Source organism: Giesbergeria sp. (genome assembly GCF_028686475.1).
GTDB lineage: Bacteria > Pseudomonadota > Gammaproteobacteria > Burkholderiales > Burkholderiaceae_C > Simplicispira.
The window spans coordinates 1-12,743 of record NZ_JAQUCA010000012.1; the positions used below are offsets into that span (position 1 = coordinate 1).

At 58.0% G+C, this 12,743-nt stretch carries 13 protein-coding genes and 1 pseudogene; 9 read left to right on the plus strand and 5 right to left on the minus strand.

Features of this window, described 5'->3' with window-relative positions; genetic code table 11:
- Positions 1-139, plus strand: a pseudogene (locus tag PHX60_RS09535) (IS5/IS1182 family transposase); the annotation flags it as partial.
- Between the two features lie 188 nt (positions 140-327).
- On the opposite strand, the gene PHX60_RS09540 reads toward PHX60_RS09535, so the two are convergent.
- Positions 328-1,038: a hypothetical protein gene (locus tag PHX60_RS09540; protein WP_300077042.1), complete on the minus strand. Its 711-nt coding sequence runs from the start codon at positions 1,036-1,038 to the stop codon at positions 328-330.
- 149 nt (positions 1,039-1,187) lie between these two features.
- Between PHX60_RS09540 and PHX60_RS09545 the strand changes: the two genes are divergently transcribed.
- The 5 genes from PHX60_RS09545 to PHX60_RS09565 are packed head-to-tail and all read left to right on the plus strand — an operon-like array spanning position 1,188 to position 5,852.
- The gene (locus PHX60_RS09545) at positions 1,188-2,576 is read left to right on the plus strand and encodes a hypothetical protein (protein WP_300077043.1); all 1,389 of its coding nucleotides are present in this window, start codon (positions 1,188-1,190) and stop codon (positions 2,574-2,576) included.
- Between the two features lie 9 nt (positions 2,577-2,585).
- Positions 2,586-3,041, plus strand: a complete 456-nt coding sequence (locus tag PHX60_RS09550; RefSeq protein ID WP_300077044.1) for a phosphate ABC transporter substrate-binding protein — start codon at positions 2,586-2,588, stop codon at positions 3,039-3,041.
- A gap of 6 nt (positions 3,042-3,047) precedes the next feature.
- The gene (locus PHX60_RS09555) at positions 3,048-5,018 is read left to right on the plus strand and encodes a SpoIIE family protein phosphatase (RefSeq protein ID WP_300077045.1); all 1,971 of its coding nucleotides are present in this window, start codon (positions 3,048-3,050) and stop codon (positions 5,016-5,018) included.
- 10 nt (positions 5,019-5,028) lie between these two features.
- Positions 5,029-5,478, plus strand: coding sequence for an ATP-binding protein (locus PHX60_RS09560; protein WP_300077046.1), 450 nt, complete (start codon positions 5,029-5,031; stop codon positions 5,476-5,478).
- Positions 5,479-5,510: 32 nt separating this feature from the next.
- Positions 5,511-5,852 (plus strand): STAS domain-containing protein, encoded by a 342-nt coding sequence (locus PHX60_RS09565; protein ID WP_300077047.1) that lies wholly within the window; start codon positions 5,511-5,513, stop codon positions 5,850-5,852.
- A gap of 31 nt (positions 5,853-5,883) precedes the next feature.
- Here PHX60_RS09565 and PHX60_RS09570 read toward each other — a convergent pair whose 3' ends face one another.
- The 3 genes from PHX60_RS09570 to PHX60_RS09580 all read right to left on the minus strand — a co-directional run bounded on the left by PHX60_RS09570 (position 5,884) and on the right by PHX60_RS09580 (position 8,677).
- Entirely contained in the window at positions 5,884-7,023 is a 1,140-nt protein-coding gene (locus PHX60_RS09570) for a diguanylate cyclase (RefSeq protein WP_300077048.1), read from the minus strand.
- A gap of 101 nt (positions 7,024-7,124) precedes the next feature.
- Positions 7,125-7,883 carry a 16S rRNA pseudouridine(516) synthase gene (locus PHX60_RS09575; RefSeq protein WP_300077049.1) on the minus strand — a complete coding sequence of 253 codons (759 nt, stop codon included), beginning with the start codon at positions 7,881-7,883 and terminating at the stop codon, positions 7,125-7,127.
- An 8-nt stretch (positions 7,884-7,891) separates the two neighbouring features.
- On the minus strand, positions 7,892-8,677 hold the full coding sequence (locus PHX60_RS09580) for a ParA family protein (RefSeq protein WP_300077050.1): 786 nt from the start codon (positions 8,675-8,677) through the stop codon (positions 7,892-7,894).
- 179 nt (positions 8,678-8,856) lie between these two features.
- Here PHX60_RS09580 and queA point away from each other — a divergent pair, with 179 nt between their 5' ends.
- Together queA and trpD are read left to right on the plus strand one after the other, a co-directional pair.
- Entirely contained in the window at positions 8,857-9,996 is a 1,140-nt protein-coding gene (queA, locus tag PHX60_RS09585) for a tRNA preQ1(34) S-adenosylmethionine ribosyltransferase-isomerase QueA (RefSeq protein WP_300077051.1), read from the plus strand.
- 53 nt (positions 9,997-10,049) lie between these two features.
- Positions 10,050-11,081: an anthranilate phosphoribosyltransferase gene (gene trpD / locus PHX60_RS09590; protein WP_300077052.1), complete on the plus strand. Its 1,032-nt coding sequence runs from the start codon at positions 10,050-10,052 to the stop codon at positions 11,079-11,081.
- Between the two features lie 147 nt (positions 11,082-11,228).
- Here the strand turns inward: trpD and PHX60_RS09595 are convergent, their stop codons facing one another.
- Positions 11,229-11,363: a hypothetical protein gene (locus PHX60_RS09595; protein WP_300077053.1), complete on the minus strand. Its 135-nt coding sequence runs from the start codon at positions 11,361-11,363 to the stop codon at positions 11,229-11,231.
- 191 nt (positions 11,364-11,554) lie between these two features.
- Here PHX60_RS09595 and dnaN point away from each other — a divergent pair, with 191 nt between their 5' ends.
- Positions 11,555-12,664 carry a DNA polymerase III subunit beta gene (dnaN, locus tag PHX60_RS09600; RefSeq protein ID WP_300077054.1) on the plus strand — a complete coding sequence of 370 codons (1,110 nt, stop codon included), beginning with the start codon at positions 11,555-11,557 and terminating at the stop codon, positions 12,662-12,664.
- The last annotated feature ends 79 nt before the right edge of the window (positions 12,665-12,743 follow it).

The window sequence follows — 12,743 nt, forward strand, 5'->3', positions numbered from 1 at the left end:
GATGCACTGCTTTAAACGCTTGGGCGAGCGGGTGATGGCGCGCACGTTTGAGCGTCAGGTGGTGGAGCTGCAAGTGCGCGTCGCTTTGCTCAACCGCTTCACGCAAATGGGCCGTCCTGTGACGGTGGCTGTGGCATAAATCCGTCTGGGGTAAGGGGAATGCCGTCTTTTTTCAGATTTGTGCAACAAAGCCCATTGAAGATCAACGGTCAGCAATCTAACATGAAAGTCCTCATTTGTCTATGTTTTTGTTAACTGTTGGCAACCCCAGTGGTTGCCCTAATGGCAGGTCAACACACCGCGCAATTCGGAAGTCGTAATTCGCAGTTAAAGCTGGTTGCAGCGCGCCGTAGCGGGCGGCAGTTGCGTGGCCGTGGCCGCAATATCGCTTAGCTGGCCCAACACCCCCATCTGCCCCTGAAGCAAATAATACAGACTGGCTGGGGCAAAGGTGGGCACCGCCACATCGGCCCCCAGACACAAAGCGCCCCCTTGGTAGCAGCGACCAATATATGGGCTATCTACTTGGGTGGGGGTGGGTTGCAACAACAAATCAGGGTAGGTGCGTTCGGCCCAATCTAGCACGCACTCTAGCGGCTGCGAAATACCCATGCCGCTGATGATGCGCTCTACTTCGCTGCCATTGGCCAGTGTAAAAACCAAACGGGCCACCCGCGTGCCGATAGCAGTGGGTACAAAGCCCACCAAGGTAGAGCAGCCTTGCCCCGGTTGCAAGGTTTGGCCACTGCAACCATCAGCGCCATCCATGGTGAAGTCTTCTGGGGCCACACTGGGGCAGCCCAAGGCCATGCAAACCGCCATGCGGCCATCAATGCGGGCTTGCCCTAGGGTTACCGGGCTGCGGCCTTGGTTAAAGACCGAAAAATACTGCGCTGCATAATCTGCCCCCAACGGTATCTTGCCGAAGTGGTGTTCGGCAGGTGGATCGCTAATCACCACTTGGGATAGCACGGGCAGCGCGGCCGCACACAGTCCGACCGTAGTCAAAATTTGGCGCACAGCAACAGAAAAACGCATGGCACACACCTCCGGCAGATAAAGTGTAAACAAAGTAACTTGGCTAAATTATGCTGGCCAAGTTTCAGGTAGCCCCGTATATTTTGAGCCGTTTGCTATCGTTGCCGGTCATTCAGTTTATTTTTCGCTCCCTTTTACCGAAAATGCCTATGCAGGAAGCCTCTGCGCCATCGCCATCATCCTCCCCGCCCTGTGTGCCTGGTTTGCCTCTGGGCGCTTTGTTGTGGTCGCTGCTGGTGTGGTGCCCAGTGCAGGCGCAAGAGACGGATTGGGCCTCCAACCCGCCGCCACCCGCTTTCAAAATGTCGGGGTTTGCCACTTTGGGCCTGACGCACCACCACAACGATGATGCCGGGATGGTGTTCTCGTTTGACCAAAAATCGTTGGCGCGCAGTGGGGTTTCGGGCAACCTTGACTCGGTGCTGGGGCTGCAACTGAACTGGCAAGCGGGCGAGTCCACCTCGGCGGTGCTGCAAATGGTGGGGCGCGCTGGCGAGAACATGGACCCCAAACTGCGTATGGGCTACCTGCGCCAACAATGGGGGCCAGACGTCGCGGTGCGCGTAGGGCGCTACCGCAGTCCGCTGTATTTTGATTCAGATGTGACCGAAATTGGCTATGCCAACATGACGGTGCGCCCGCCGCTGCCGGTGTATTGGATTGCCAACAGCGTGATTGCGATTGATGGTGCCGATGTGCAATGGCGCCACCATACAGGCAACGCCGCTTGGTTGTTGCAAGCCTATGCAGGCAGCAGCAGTTACAAAATCCGCTTCAACAGCATGAACCCGGTGATTGCATCGGACAACGAGGTGACCGGCCTCAAAGGCTTGGCGGCCAGCGTAGCGCTGCCGCATGTCACGCTGCGTGCTTCGCGCACGTGGGTCGATAGCACCACCTTGCGCTCGTCCCAAGTGGACCGGCTCAATGCTGGCTTGGCACAAATGGCAGGCGGCTTATCGGCCTTGGCCGCCAATCCGATGCTGCCCGGCGCTTTGCGCGCAGGTTTGGGCAGCAAAGCACAAGCCACCTTGGGCTACATCAACCCCTTTGACAGCACCCCCATCTACACCAGCGTAGGTTTTAACGCCAACTGGGACGGCTGGACGATGCTGGGTGAATGGGCGCGTTTTGCCTCTGGCTCGGGCATGTTGGGCAGCGCCGATAGCTACCACTTGACGCTGGGGCGCAGTGTGGGCAACTTCACCCCCTACATCGGCTTAGCCCGCCAGCAGCGCAAAACGCCCGCCTTGGACACCAGTGGCTTGGGGCCTACCGGCCTGAATCCCCAGCTCGATGGCGGGCTGGCGCAGCTCAAAGGGGCGCTCGATGATGCCGCCACCGGCACCAACAAATCGTCCCATTCGGCTACGGTGGGCGTGCGCTGGGATTTTGCAGACAATATGGCACTCAAAGTGCAATATGACCGCTTCAAAACCCCCAGCCCTTACCATCCCGGGCCGTTTGCCAACTTCAAGCCACTGCCTATCGACAACCGTGTCCATCTGGTCAGTGTGGTGTTGGATGTCGTTTTCTAAGGTCTGGCAATGAAATCCTTTCCTATGCTGCTGTTGGGAGTGGCCTTAACGGCCCCTGTATCAACTTGGGCACAAACTTCGGCACCCGCTGGTTCGGTGGTGGTGATTGCCAACCGTGCCGTGCCGGTTGAAAAAATTGACCCCAGCCAAGCCACGCAAATTTTTCTGAAACAGGTACAAACTTGGCCCGATGGCAAGCCGATTCAACCGATTGACATCAAAGAAGGTGCGCCCTTACGCATGGAGTTTTACAGCAAGATTACTGGGCGCAGTCCGGGTCAATTGCGCTCCTATTGGGCGCGGCAAGCCTTTACTGGCATGGGTTTTCCGCCGCGCGAGGTGGCCACTGCCGCCGATGTCAACAAAGTGGTGCAAACCACCCCCGGTGCGATTGGCTACCTGGACCGCAAAAATGCCGATGCAGGGGTCAAGGTGCTGCTCGATTCCAGCAACCCCACCCCCTAAGCGCCGGTGTCAGTTTTTTCGGACAGAGTGTTACGTTGGTTTGCCCCGGCCATTTGGCTCTCGGGGCGCTTGAGCTTTTCGCGCAAATACCTGCTGATTGGCGTGGTAGTGTTGGTGGCCTTGGCCTCGCTCAGTATGCCGCTGTGGCAGCAAGTGCGCCAAGCGCGCCACAGTGCCGACACCGAACGCGCCGGCCTGCGCGCTTTTGCCTTGCAGGCCGAGGCGTTGGCGCACATGGTGCAACTGCGTGACCAAGCCGTGCGCGGCCCGGCACCCGATGCCCTGCCCCAAGCCAGCCAAGCCTTGGCCGCCTTGACCCCCGCATCCACCGATAGCCCAGATGCCGCTTGGACGCAACTGCAACAGCGCTGGCAGCAGGTGCAGCAACTCGATGCCAGCGCGCCTGCACAGCGGCGCTTTGCGGTGCTCAATGGGGCTATCAACGCCATGCTGGGGCTGTTGCAGGCCAGTGCGCGCACCTACCGGCTTAATGTGGACTCCGAACTCGATGCCACCTTTGAACTGCTCACCAGCCGCCTGCCCTTGGTGCTGGACACTTTGGGCAAGCAGCAAGACGCACTGGCCCTGAATACCGGCGATATGGCCTCTTATGCCTTGGGCGCGCAAGTGGTGCTTAGTGAGTCCATGCCCGGCCTGAAAGCCGGTGTGGCCCAATTGCTCGAACACCACCCACAAGCCCAAACCCTGCAAACCCAACTGCAAGCCCTGCTGGTGGGCATTGTGGCGCAACAAGATGCGGCCGATAAAACCCTGGATGACCCGCAAGCCTTGGACGAATTGCGCCTGCTGGCCAATGACAACCAACAGCGCGCGCGCGCCCTGCTGCAAGCCGTGACCCGTCTGGCCGACACCCACTTGCAAGCGCGCATCAGCCACTTGCAATACACCCAATGGACGATTGCCGCCCTGTTGGTGGGAGCGTTGGCCGCCATTGCCTACCTGTTTGTCGGTATTTACCTGTCCACCCTGCGCTCCTTGCGTAGCCTGTCAGACGGCACCGATGCCTTTTGCGCTGGGCGCTTAGACACCCGCATCCAAATTGACACCCAAGATGAGCTGGTGCTGGTAGCGCGCAACTTCAACACCGTGGCGGTAGAGTTTGGCCGCTTGCTGGAGGTGATTCGCGAGCAAAACGAATCACGCGAACGCGAACTCGAAACCCAAGTGCAAGCACGCACTGCCGAGCTGGCCGAAAAAAACGAGCAACTGCGCGCCGTGGGCGACCGGGTACAAGAAGAACTCAACTTGGCGCGCGCCATGCAATTGGCCATCTTGCCGCAGCAGTTTCCCAATGAACCGGGTTGGGCCGTCCATGCGGCCATGTTCCCGGCACGCGAGTTGGGCGGTGATTTTTACGATGGCTTCCTGTTGCCCGATGGGCGCTATGGCCTCTTGGTGGCCGATGTGTCTGGCAAGGGCGTAGGGGCAGCGTTTTTTATGGCCGTCTCGCGCACCGTGTTGTTGGATTTGGCCATGAGCGGCCAGCCACCACACCAAGTGTTGGCCCAAGCCAATGACCTGCTGTGCGAGCGCAACCCAATGGACTTGTTCGTCACTGCCTGCTACGGTATTTTTGACCCGCGCGACGGCAGCCTGTGCTACGCCAGCGCTGGGCACCACCCACCGTTGCTGCGCCAAGCCGATGGCCAAGTGCGCGAACTGCTCAGCACCCACGATTTGGCACTGGCCGTATTTCCTGGCATGGATTACCTAGACCAGCGCACCACACTGGCCCCCGGCGACACTTTGGTGCTGTACACCGATGGTGTCACCGAAGCCTTCTCCCCCGAAGATGAAGCCTATGGCGACGAGCGCCTGCATCGCTGGCTGGCCCAAACCCAACCGGCCCAAGGCCCAGCGGCCTTGGTGGCGGCCTTGGTGCAAGATGTGGAACAATTCGTCAATGGTGCCGAGGCTTCGGACGACCTGACCTGTCTGATTCTCTGTAGAAAGTAAGGAGCTCCTGATGGATAGCCCACTGCCCGAACTGCGCCAAAAGACATTGCTGCTGGATTATTCCTTGCCAGCCCAATTAGAAGAGCTAGAAAAACTGGCCACTGCCGTAGAAGATGCCCTGCCCGAGCGGCCAGATTTGGCATTCTCTGCCAATTTATGTTTAGATGAACTGATTACCAACACCGTGCTGCACGGCCTCAAGGGGGCCGAGGGGCGCATGATTCGGGTGCGGATGAGCATCTCGGATGATTGGCTAGAAATCATCATCAAAGACGATGCGCCGCAGTTTGACCCGTTTGTCGAGGTTCCAGAACCCGACCTCGATATGGATTTAGACGAGCGCCAAGTGGGCGGTTTGGGCGTACATTTGGTCAAAACCCTGATGGACGATGCCCGCACCTATTACGATGGCAGTGGCAATCTGATTGTGCTGCTCAAAACCCTGCGTAAAGACGACTAAGTTGTTATTGCTTCTCTGCTAGAAAGAAAAAAATGGCTCTCGAATGTACGATTTCAGAACTGGGCGCGGCGCGTGTGGCCTGCATTATGGGTCGGGTGGATAGCGCCACCGCAGGCGCATTAGAAAAATCCCTCACACCGCTGTTTGACACCCCTGGCCGCCACGCCATTATTGATTTTACAGCGTTGGATTACATCTCTAGTGCGGGTCTGCGGATTGTGCTGATGTCGGCCAAGCGCGCCAAACAGGCCCAAGCCCGCTTGGTGTTGTGCGGTATGGCCCCCCATGTGCGCGAGGTGTTTGAAATCAGCGGCTTCTTGAAAATTTTAGAAGTAGCCGCCGACCAAGCTGCTGCCCAAGCCATGTTGGCCTAAGCGCTTCAAGCTTTACGCTTTACGCAACCACTTAAACCGATAGCAGCCAGCAGTTGCGTCCGGCCTCTTTGGCGCGGTACAGGGCGGCATCGGCGCTGCTGAGCAGATTTTTGTCTCCGGCTACACCTTCTGGTATTTGGCAAGCTGCCCCCACACTGACCGTGACAAAAGGGGCCGCATCCGAGGCTTTGTGTTCGCGCTCTAGCGCCAGCACGGCAGCCACCACGCGCCGGGCGACTTCGGCAGTGCCCTGCTCATCGGTGTCGGGCAAAATCACGGCCAACTCCTCGCCACCGTAGCGGGCGACCAAATCGGTGGTGCGCTGGGTGGCGCTTTGCACGGCTTTGGCAATGGCTTTCAGGCAAGCATCGCCCGCTTGGTGGCCGTAGGTATCGTTGTAGCGCTTGAAAAAATCGACATCAATCATCAACAGGCCCACCGGCTCTTGGCGCCGGGCGGCGCTGGCACAGGCTTGGGCCAGGCGGTCGTTAAAATAACCTCGGTTGGCAATTTGCAGCAGCCCATCGGTGCGCGAAAAGGCTTCTAAGCGCAAATTGGCCTGTTGCAGCTCCTCGTTGGTCAAGGCCAACTCGCGCGTGCGCCGGGCCACCCGCTCTTCTAGGCGCTGGTTGGCTTGGGCCAACTCGGTGTTTTGCGCCGATAGCACATGGTAGAGCTTGCCAATCATTTTTAGCAAGGCTTGCGTGCCGTTATCGTAGGCCGAGTTTTCTTGCTCAAAGGCTTGGGCGGGTGACATGCCTTGGCGAATCAGGGTAATTTGCCGTGCCAAAGATTGGTCTATGCCCAAAATGTGCATTCCCAACCACGAGGTCAAGAAACCGACAAAAGTCTCTGCCGGGTCCCCCATCAGGCCGCGCTGCTGCCACATGCTATGCACTTGGGCCACAAATTGCTGGTGCAAGCTTTTGTGTGCCAGCACATGGCGCTGGTCAACCCCCTCGGCCTCCATGAGCAACTCTTCATCACTGAAGTGGTAATGGGTATAGGCCACCAAGCGGTCAAAAATCTCGCTCATTACGGCCTCGCGGGAATCGTCGGTCAGAAAAAGCGAGCTGCTGAGTTCGTTAAACAAATCTACCAAAGCATGGTGCTGTTTATCGACATCGGGCAAGCCGGTGACAAAATTTTGATCCCAGACAAAGGTATCCATAGCGGCGGACTCGTTTTCGGGCAAGTGGTGGGAAAAGGGCGGGCCACTGGGGCACGGAAGAAGTATGTCTCTTATTATGGCGCGCGACCAAGACGGTTTAACTACGCACTGGCCGCAACGGCGCTTAAACGCTGCAAATCTTGTGCGCTTAACCAACGCCACTGGCCGGGGGCTAAATCTGCTGGTAACGCTAACTGGCCAATTTGGCGGCGGTGCAAACCCTCGACCCGGTTGCCCACGGCGGCCAACATGCGCTTGACTTGGTGGTATTTGCCTTCGGTCAGGGTTAAATCTAAAGTGTGTTCATCCACCAAGCTGCAAGCGGCAGCGCGCACGGGTTTGGGGTCATCGTCTAGCACCACACCGGCCAGCAGGCGTTCTATTTGCGCGGGTGTTATCGCGTGTTTGGCCGTGATGCGGTAAATTTTGGGCACATGCTTTTTGGGCGAACTCATGCGGTGGATAAACTGGCCATCGTCACTGAGCAGCAACAGGCCGGTGGTGTCTTGGTCTAACCTGCCGACGGCTTGCACGCCCTGGATGGCGCTTTTAACGGGCCTTTGGCGCAAAGGTGCGGGCAGCAGGGTGTAGATGCTGGGATAGGTGGAGGGCTTTTGCGAGCATTCGGTGCCTGCGGGTTTGTGCAGCATCACATAGGCATGGGCAAAGTAGGCCCAATCCACACCCTGCACCCGAAAGCGCAGCCCCTCTGGCGTAAACTGGGCCGTGGCATCGAGGCACTGCACTGGTGCTTGCTCTGGGCCAGCGGCATAGACTTCTACCCAGCCCTGTTGTACCAAACCCGCGCAGACACGGCGTGTGCCAAAACCTTGAGAATACAGAATATCTTGTAATTGCATGGGCAAATTTAAGTGCTGGCAGCAGGCGTAGCCGCCAAAGATTGGTGCAGGGCGACAAAGGCTTGGGTGAGCTTGTGCCGGGGGTCGAGGTAAATCATGGGCGTGGCTTGTTGGTGCGATTCGCGCACCTTGATAGATTGCGGCAGGTAGGGTTGCAACACCGGCAGCCCTTCATCCAACAACTCTTGCACCAAGCGCTGGGGCAAGCTGGCGCGCGCCTGAAACTGGTTCACCACAATGCCGCGCACTTGCAAGCTGGCGTTGTGGTCGGCGCGGATTTCTTGCACATTGGCCAGCAGGGTATAAAGCGCTTGGCGCGAAAAATCATCACAGTCAAACGGAATCAGGCAAGCTGCTGCACCCATCAAGGCCGAGCGCGTATAAAAATTGAGCGCTGGCGGAGTGTCAATGTAGATGCGGTCGTAATCTGATGCCAAGGCTTGCAGCGCTTCGCGCAGTTTGTAGATTTTGTGCCGCGACTCGAGCTTGGTTTGCAACTCATCCAAGCGTGGGCTAGAGGCCAGCAAATCCAACTGGGCAAATGGTGTGCGCTGGATAAAGTGACTGGGCGGCAGCGGATGAAAGCTAAAACCCAAGGTTTGCTCAAAAAAATGCGCGATGCCCGGTTGCTCTGGTGCGGGCGCATGGCCCAAGAGATAGGCGCTGGAGTTGCCTTGCGCGTCCAGGTCTATCACCAAGGTGCGTAGCCCTTGGCTGGCGCTGATGGCAGCCAGATTGCAGGTGATGGTGGATTTGCCCACTCCACCTTTCTGGTTGAACACGACAAGAGGCATGGCGATGGATTCCTTAGACGCTAAACAGGCACACCACCGCCCAGCATTCAGGGTACGGCGGCACGACACCGCAGGCATGGCAGAACCACACCCGCAGCGCAGCGATTATGGGACAGGTGGGCATGGGACAATCTGCGCTTATTTATCCTTGGTACGGGCCTGTTCGGCCCTCAAGCCCCATGCCCGATTTTGCTGCTGCCGTTTCTACCGCCTTCACCCTGAGTGACTTTGATTTTGTTCTGCCGCCCGAGCAGATTGCCCAACATCCTACGCCGCAGCGCAGTGCTTCGCGCTTGCTCGATGGCCGGGGCGCGCAACCCGTCAACCGCATCTTCCGCGACCTGCCCGGCCTACTGCGTGCTGGTGATTTGCTGGTGTTCAACGATACCCGTGTGCTTAAAGCGCGCATTTTTGGCGAAAAATCCAGTGGCGGCAAACTAGAACTGCTGATTGAGCGCGTCTTGAGCGACCACGAAGTGGTAGCGCACATGAAGGTGAGTAAAAAACCGCAGCCTGGTGCCACCTTGCACATGGCCGGGGGCCGCCACGGCGGTGGCTTTGATGCCGTGCTGCTGGGGCGCTACCCGGACGAACACGGCCCGCTGTTCCGCTTCGCGCTGCATGGCCCGGCCCAAGAAAGCGCTTGGCAGCTGATGGAGCGCCACGGCCACTTGCCCTTGCCGCCGTATATCGAGCGCCAACAAAACCAAGCCCACGACCCTAACGCCGCCGAAGACACCCAGCGCTACCAAACCGTATTTGCGCGCGCTCCCGGTGCCGTAGCCGCCCCCACTGCGGCACTGCATTTTGACGAAGAGGTACTGGCCAATTTGGCCGCGCAAGGCATCGAGTGCGCCAGCGTGACGCTGCATGTGGGCGCAGGCACCTTTCAGCCAGTCAAAACCGAGAACTTGGCCGAACACCAAATGCACAGCGAATGGTACGAAGTGCCGCTGGCCACCTTGGCCGCCTTAGAGCGCTGCCGCCAGCGCGGCGGGCGCGTGGTGGCGGTGGGCACGACCACGGTGCGTACTTTAGAGTCTTGGGCGCGCAGCGGCCAGACCACGGGCGAGACCAATATCTTTATCACGCCGGGGTTTGAGTTCCAAGTGGTTAATTTGCTGCTGACCAATTTTCATCTGCCCAAAAGCACGCTGATGATGCTGGTGAGCGCCTTTGCCGGTTATGCGCCGGTGATGGGCTTGTACCACTACGCCATGAAGCGCAATTACCGTTTTTTTAGCTATGGCGATGCCATGCTGTTGGAGCGCTGCGCGGCCATGCCCAGCGCGACGACATTGGCCCATCGTGCCCCATAGCGCATAGACTCAGGCCACGGCCAATCGCCCTTCTTTTTTATCGCTTTACCACCATGTCCATCACCCCCCAGCAGGCGCTCCAGCGCACGATTGAACACCGCGAGATTTTTCACGACGAAATGCTGCACCTGATGCGGCTCATCATGCGCGGCGAGTTGTCGCCGGTGATGACCGCCGCCATCATCACCGGCCTGCGGGTAAAAAAAGAAACCATCGGCGAAATCACTGCCGCCGCCCAAGTGATGCGCGAGTTCTCGCACAAAGTGCAGGTGGCCGACAGCCGTCATTTGGTGGATATTGTGGGCACCGGCGGTGACGGGGCCAACACCTTCAACATCTCTACCTGCGCCACCTTTGTGATTGCCGCTGCGGGCGGTAAAGTCAGCAAGCACGGCGGACGCAGTGTCAGTAGCAAAAGCGGCAGCGCCGACGCGATGGAAGCCCTCGGGGTACACATCAACCTGTCTGCTGAACAAATTGCCCAGTGCATTGCCGAGGTGGGTATTGGCTTTATGTTCGCCCCCAACCACCACCCCGCCATGAAAAACGTGGCCCCGGTGCGTAAAGAATTGGGCGTGCGTACCCTCTTCAACATTTTGGGGCCACTGACCAATCCGGCCAGCGCACCCAACATTTTGATGGGCGTGTTCCATGAGGATTTGGTCGGTATCCAAGTGCGCGCTCTGCAACGCTTGGGCGCTGAACATGCACTGGTGATTTATGGCCGCGATGGTTTGGATGAAATCAGTTTAGGGGCCAGCACTTGGGTGGGTGAACTCAAAGACGGCCAAATTACCGAGTACGAAATCCACCCGGAAGATTTTGGCCTGCCGATGGTTAGCACGCGCCAATTGCGCGTAGAAACGCCTGAGCAATCGCGCAGCATGGTGTTGGACGTGCTGGCAGGTCAACCCGGCCCCGCACGCGATATTGTTTGCCTCAATGCAGGTGCGGCTTTGTATGCCGCCAATGTCGCCCCCAGCATTGCCGCTGGGCTGGCGCTGGCGCAACAAGCGATTGACAGCGGGGCAGCCCAAGCCAAGCTAGAAGCGCTGGTGGCTTATAGCCAACAGAGGGCGGCTTAAACGCTAGGCCAGCGCTATATATCCAATAGAGAGTGTATTCAGGGAAGTGGTTACTGAAAAAGTCTATGCAAATCAAGTAGTTACAAAGATGCGGGTAAGGTTCTGGGGTTTAGCCCGGAGAGGATATGAAGAAGACCGAAAACGCGCTCAGGCCCGCATCGACCCCATGCGGTAGTGCCGGTTCTTGCCCTGACGGACATCGGGCAGTTGCTCCAGCACTTCGCGTACTCGGTGCATTAACCGGGCAAAATCAAGCCCCTTGTCCTTCACGATGGCAACCATCACAGCCTCCCCTTGCTGTGTCCAGCCCCGAGTTTGCTCCCGTTTGGTCAAATTGAGAATTGCTGCACCCCCTGTGCTTTTGTCCGACTGCCGCTGCAAACGGGCAAAATGGCGGGTTTGGCTGGACTGCGCTCCTGCCCCTGTGGTTCGCTCTAGCAGCAGCCCCCTCTATCATCCAAAGGTTTTTATCCATGATTGTCCTCAAAGCTCCCCAAGACAAATTACTGGCGGTATTGCAGTCGGTAGCGGGCATTGTCGAGCGCCGCAATACCCTGCCTATTTTGGCCAATGTGCTGCTACGCAAAACCGGCAACGCCCTGCAACTGACCACCAGCGACTTGGAAATTCAGATTCGTACCACCGCCGATTTGGGTGGCGACACCGGCGACTTTGCCACCACCGTCAATGCGCGCAAGCTGATTGAAATTTTGCGTACCATGCCCAACGACCAAACCGTGGCAATAGAGAACAGCCAAAGCAAGCTGCTGCTCAAGGGCGGTAAAAGCCGTTTCACCCTGCAAGCCCTGCCCGCCGAGGATTTTCCGGTGGTGCAAGAGGCGGCCAGCTTTGGCCCCACCTTCAGCGTGCCACAGAAAACCCTCAAGAACTTGATCGGTCAAGTCGCCTTTGCGATGGCAGTGCAAGACATTCGCTACTACCTCAACGGCATTTTGTTTGTGGCCGAAGGCAAGCAGCTTAGTTTGGTCGCCACCGACGGCCACCGCTTGGCCTTTGCCAGCGCTACGCTGGACATTGAAGTACCGAACAAGCAAGAAGTCATTTTGCCGCGCAAAACCGTGCTTGAATTGCAGCGCCTGCTCAGCGACACCGACACCCCCTTGCAGATGTGCTTTGCCCACAACCAAGCCAAGTTTAATTTTGGCGTGATGGAGTTTGTCACCAAGCTGGTCGAAGGCAAGTTCCCGGATTACAACCGCGTCATTCCGCGCAACCACAAAAACGAAGTCACGCTAGGCCGCGCCCCGCTGCTGGCTTGCTTGCAACGCACCGCCATCATGACCAGCGAGAAGTTCAAGGGCGTGCGCCTCAACCTAGACCCCGGCGTGCTGCGCGTGGCCAGCAACAACGCCGAGCAAGAAGAAGCGGTGGATGAACTCGATATTGATTACAACGGCGACAGCATCGAAATTGGCTTTAACGTCACCTACCTGATTGATGCCTTGGCCAGCATGGGCCAAGACATGGTCAAGTTGCAGCTGCAAGATGGCAACAGCTCGGCGCTGCTGACCATCCCCGAAAACGAGAGTTTCAAATACGTGGTCATGCCAATGCGTATTTAAGCTGCTGGCGCTGCCCTTCCCTCTGGGCAGCGCTTTGATTTTTTTGTGTATTTTTCGGTTTCCCCCGCATTGCCAAGGC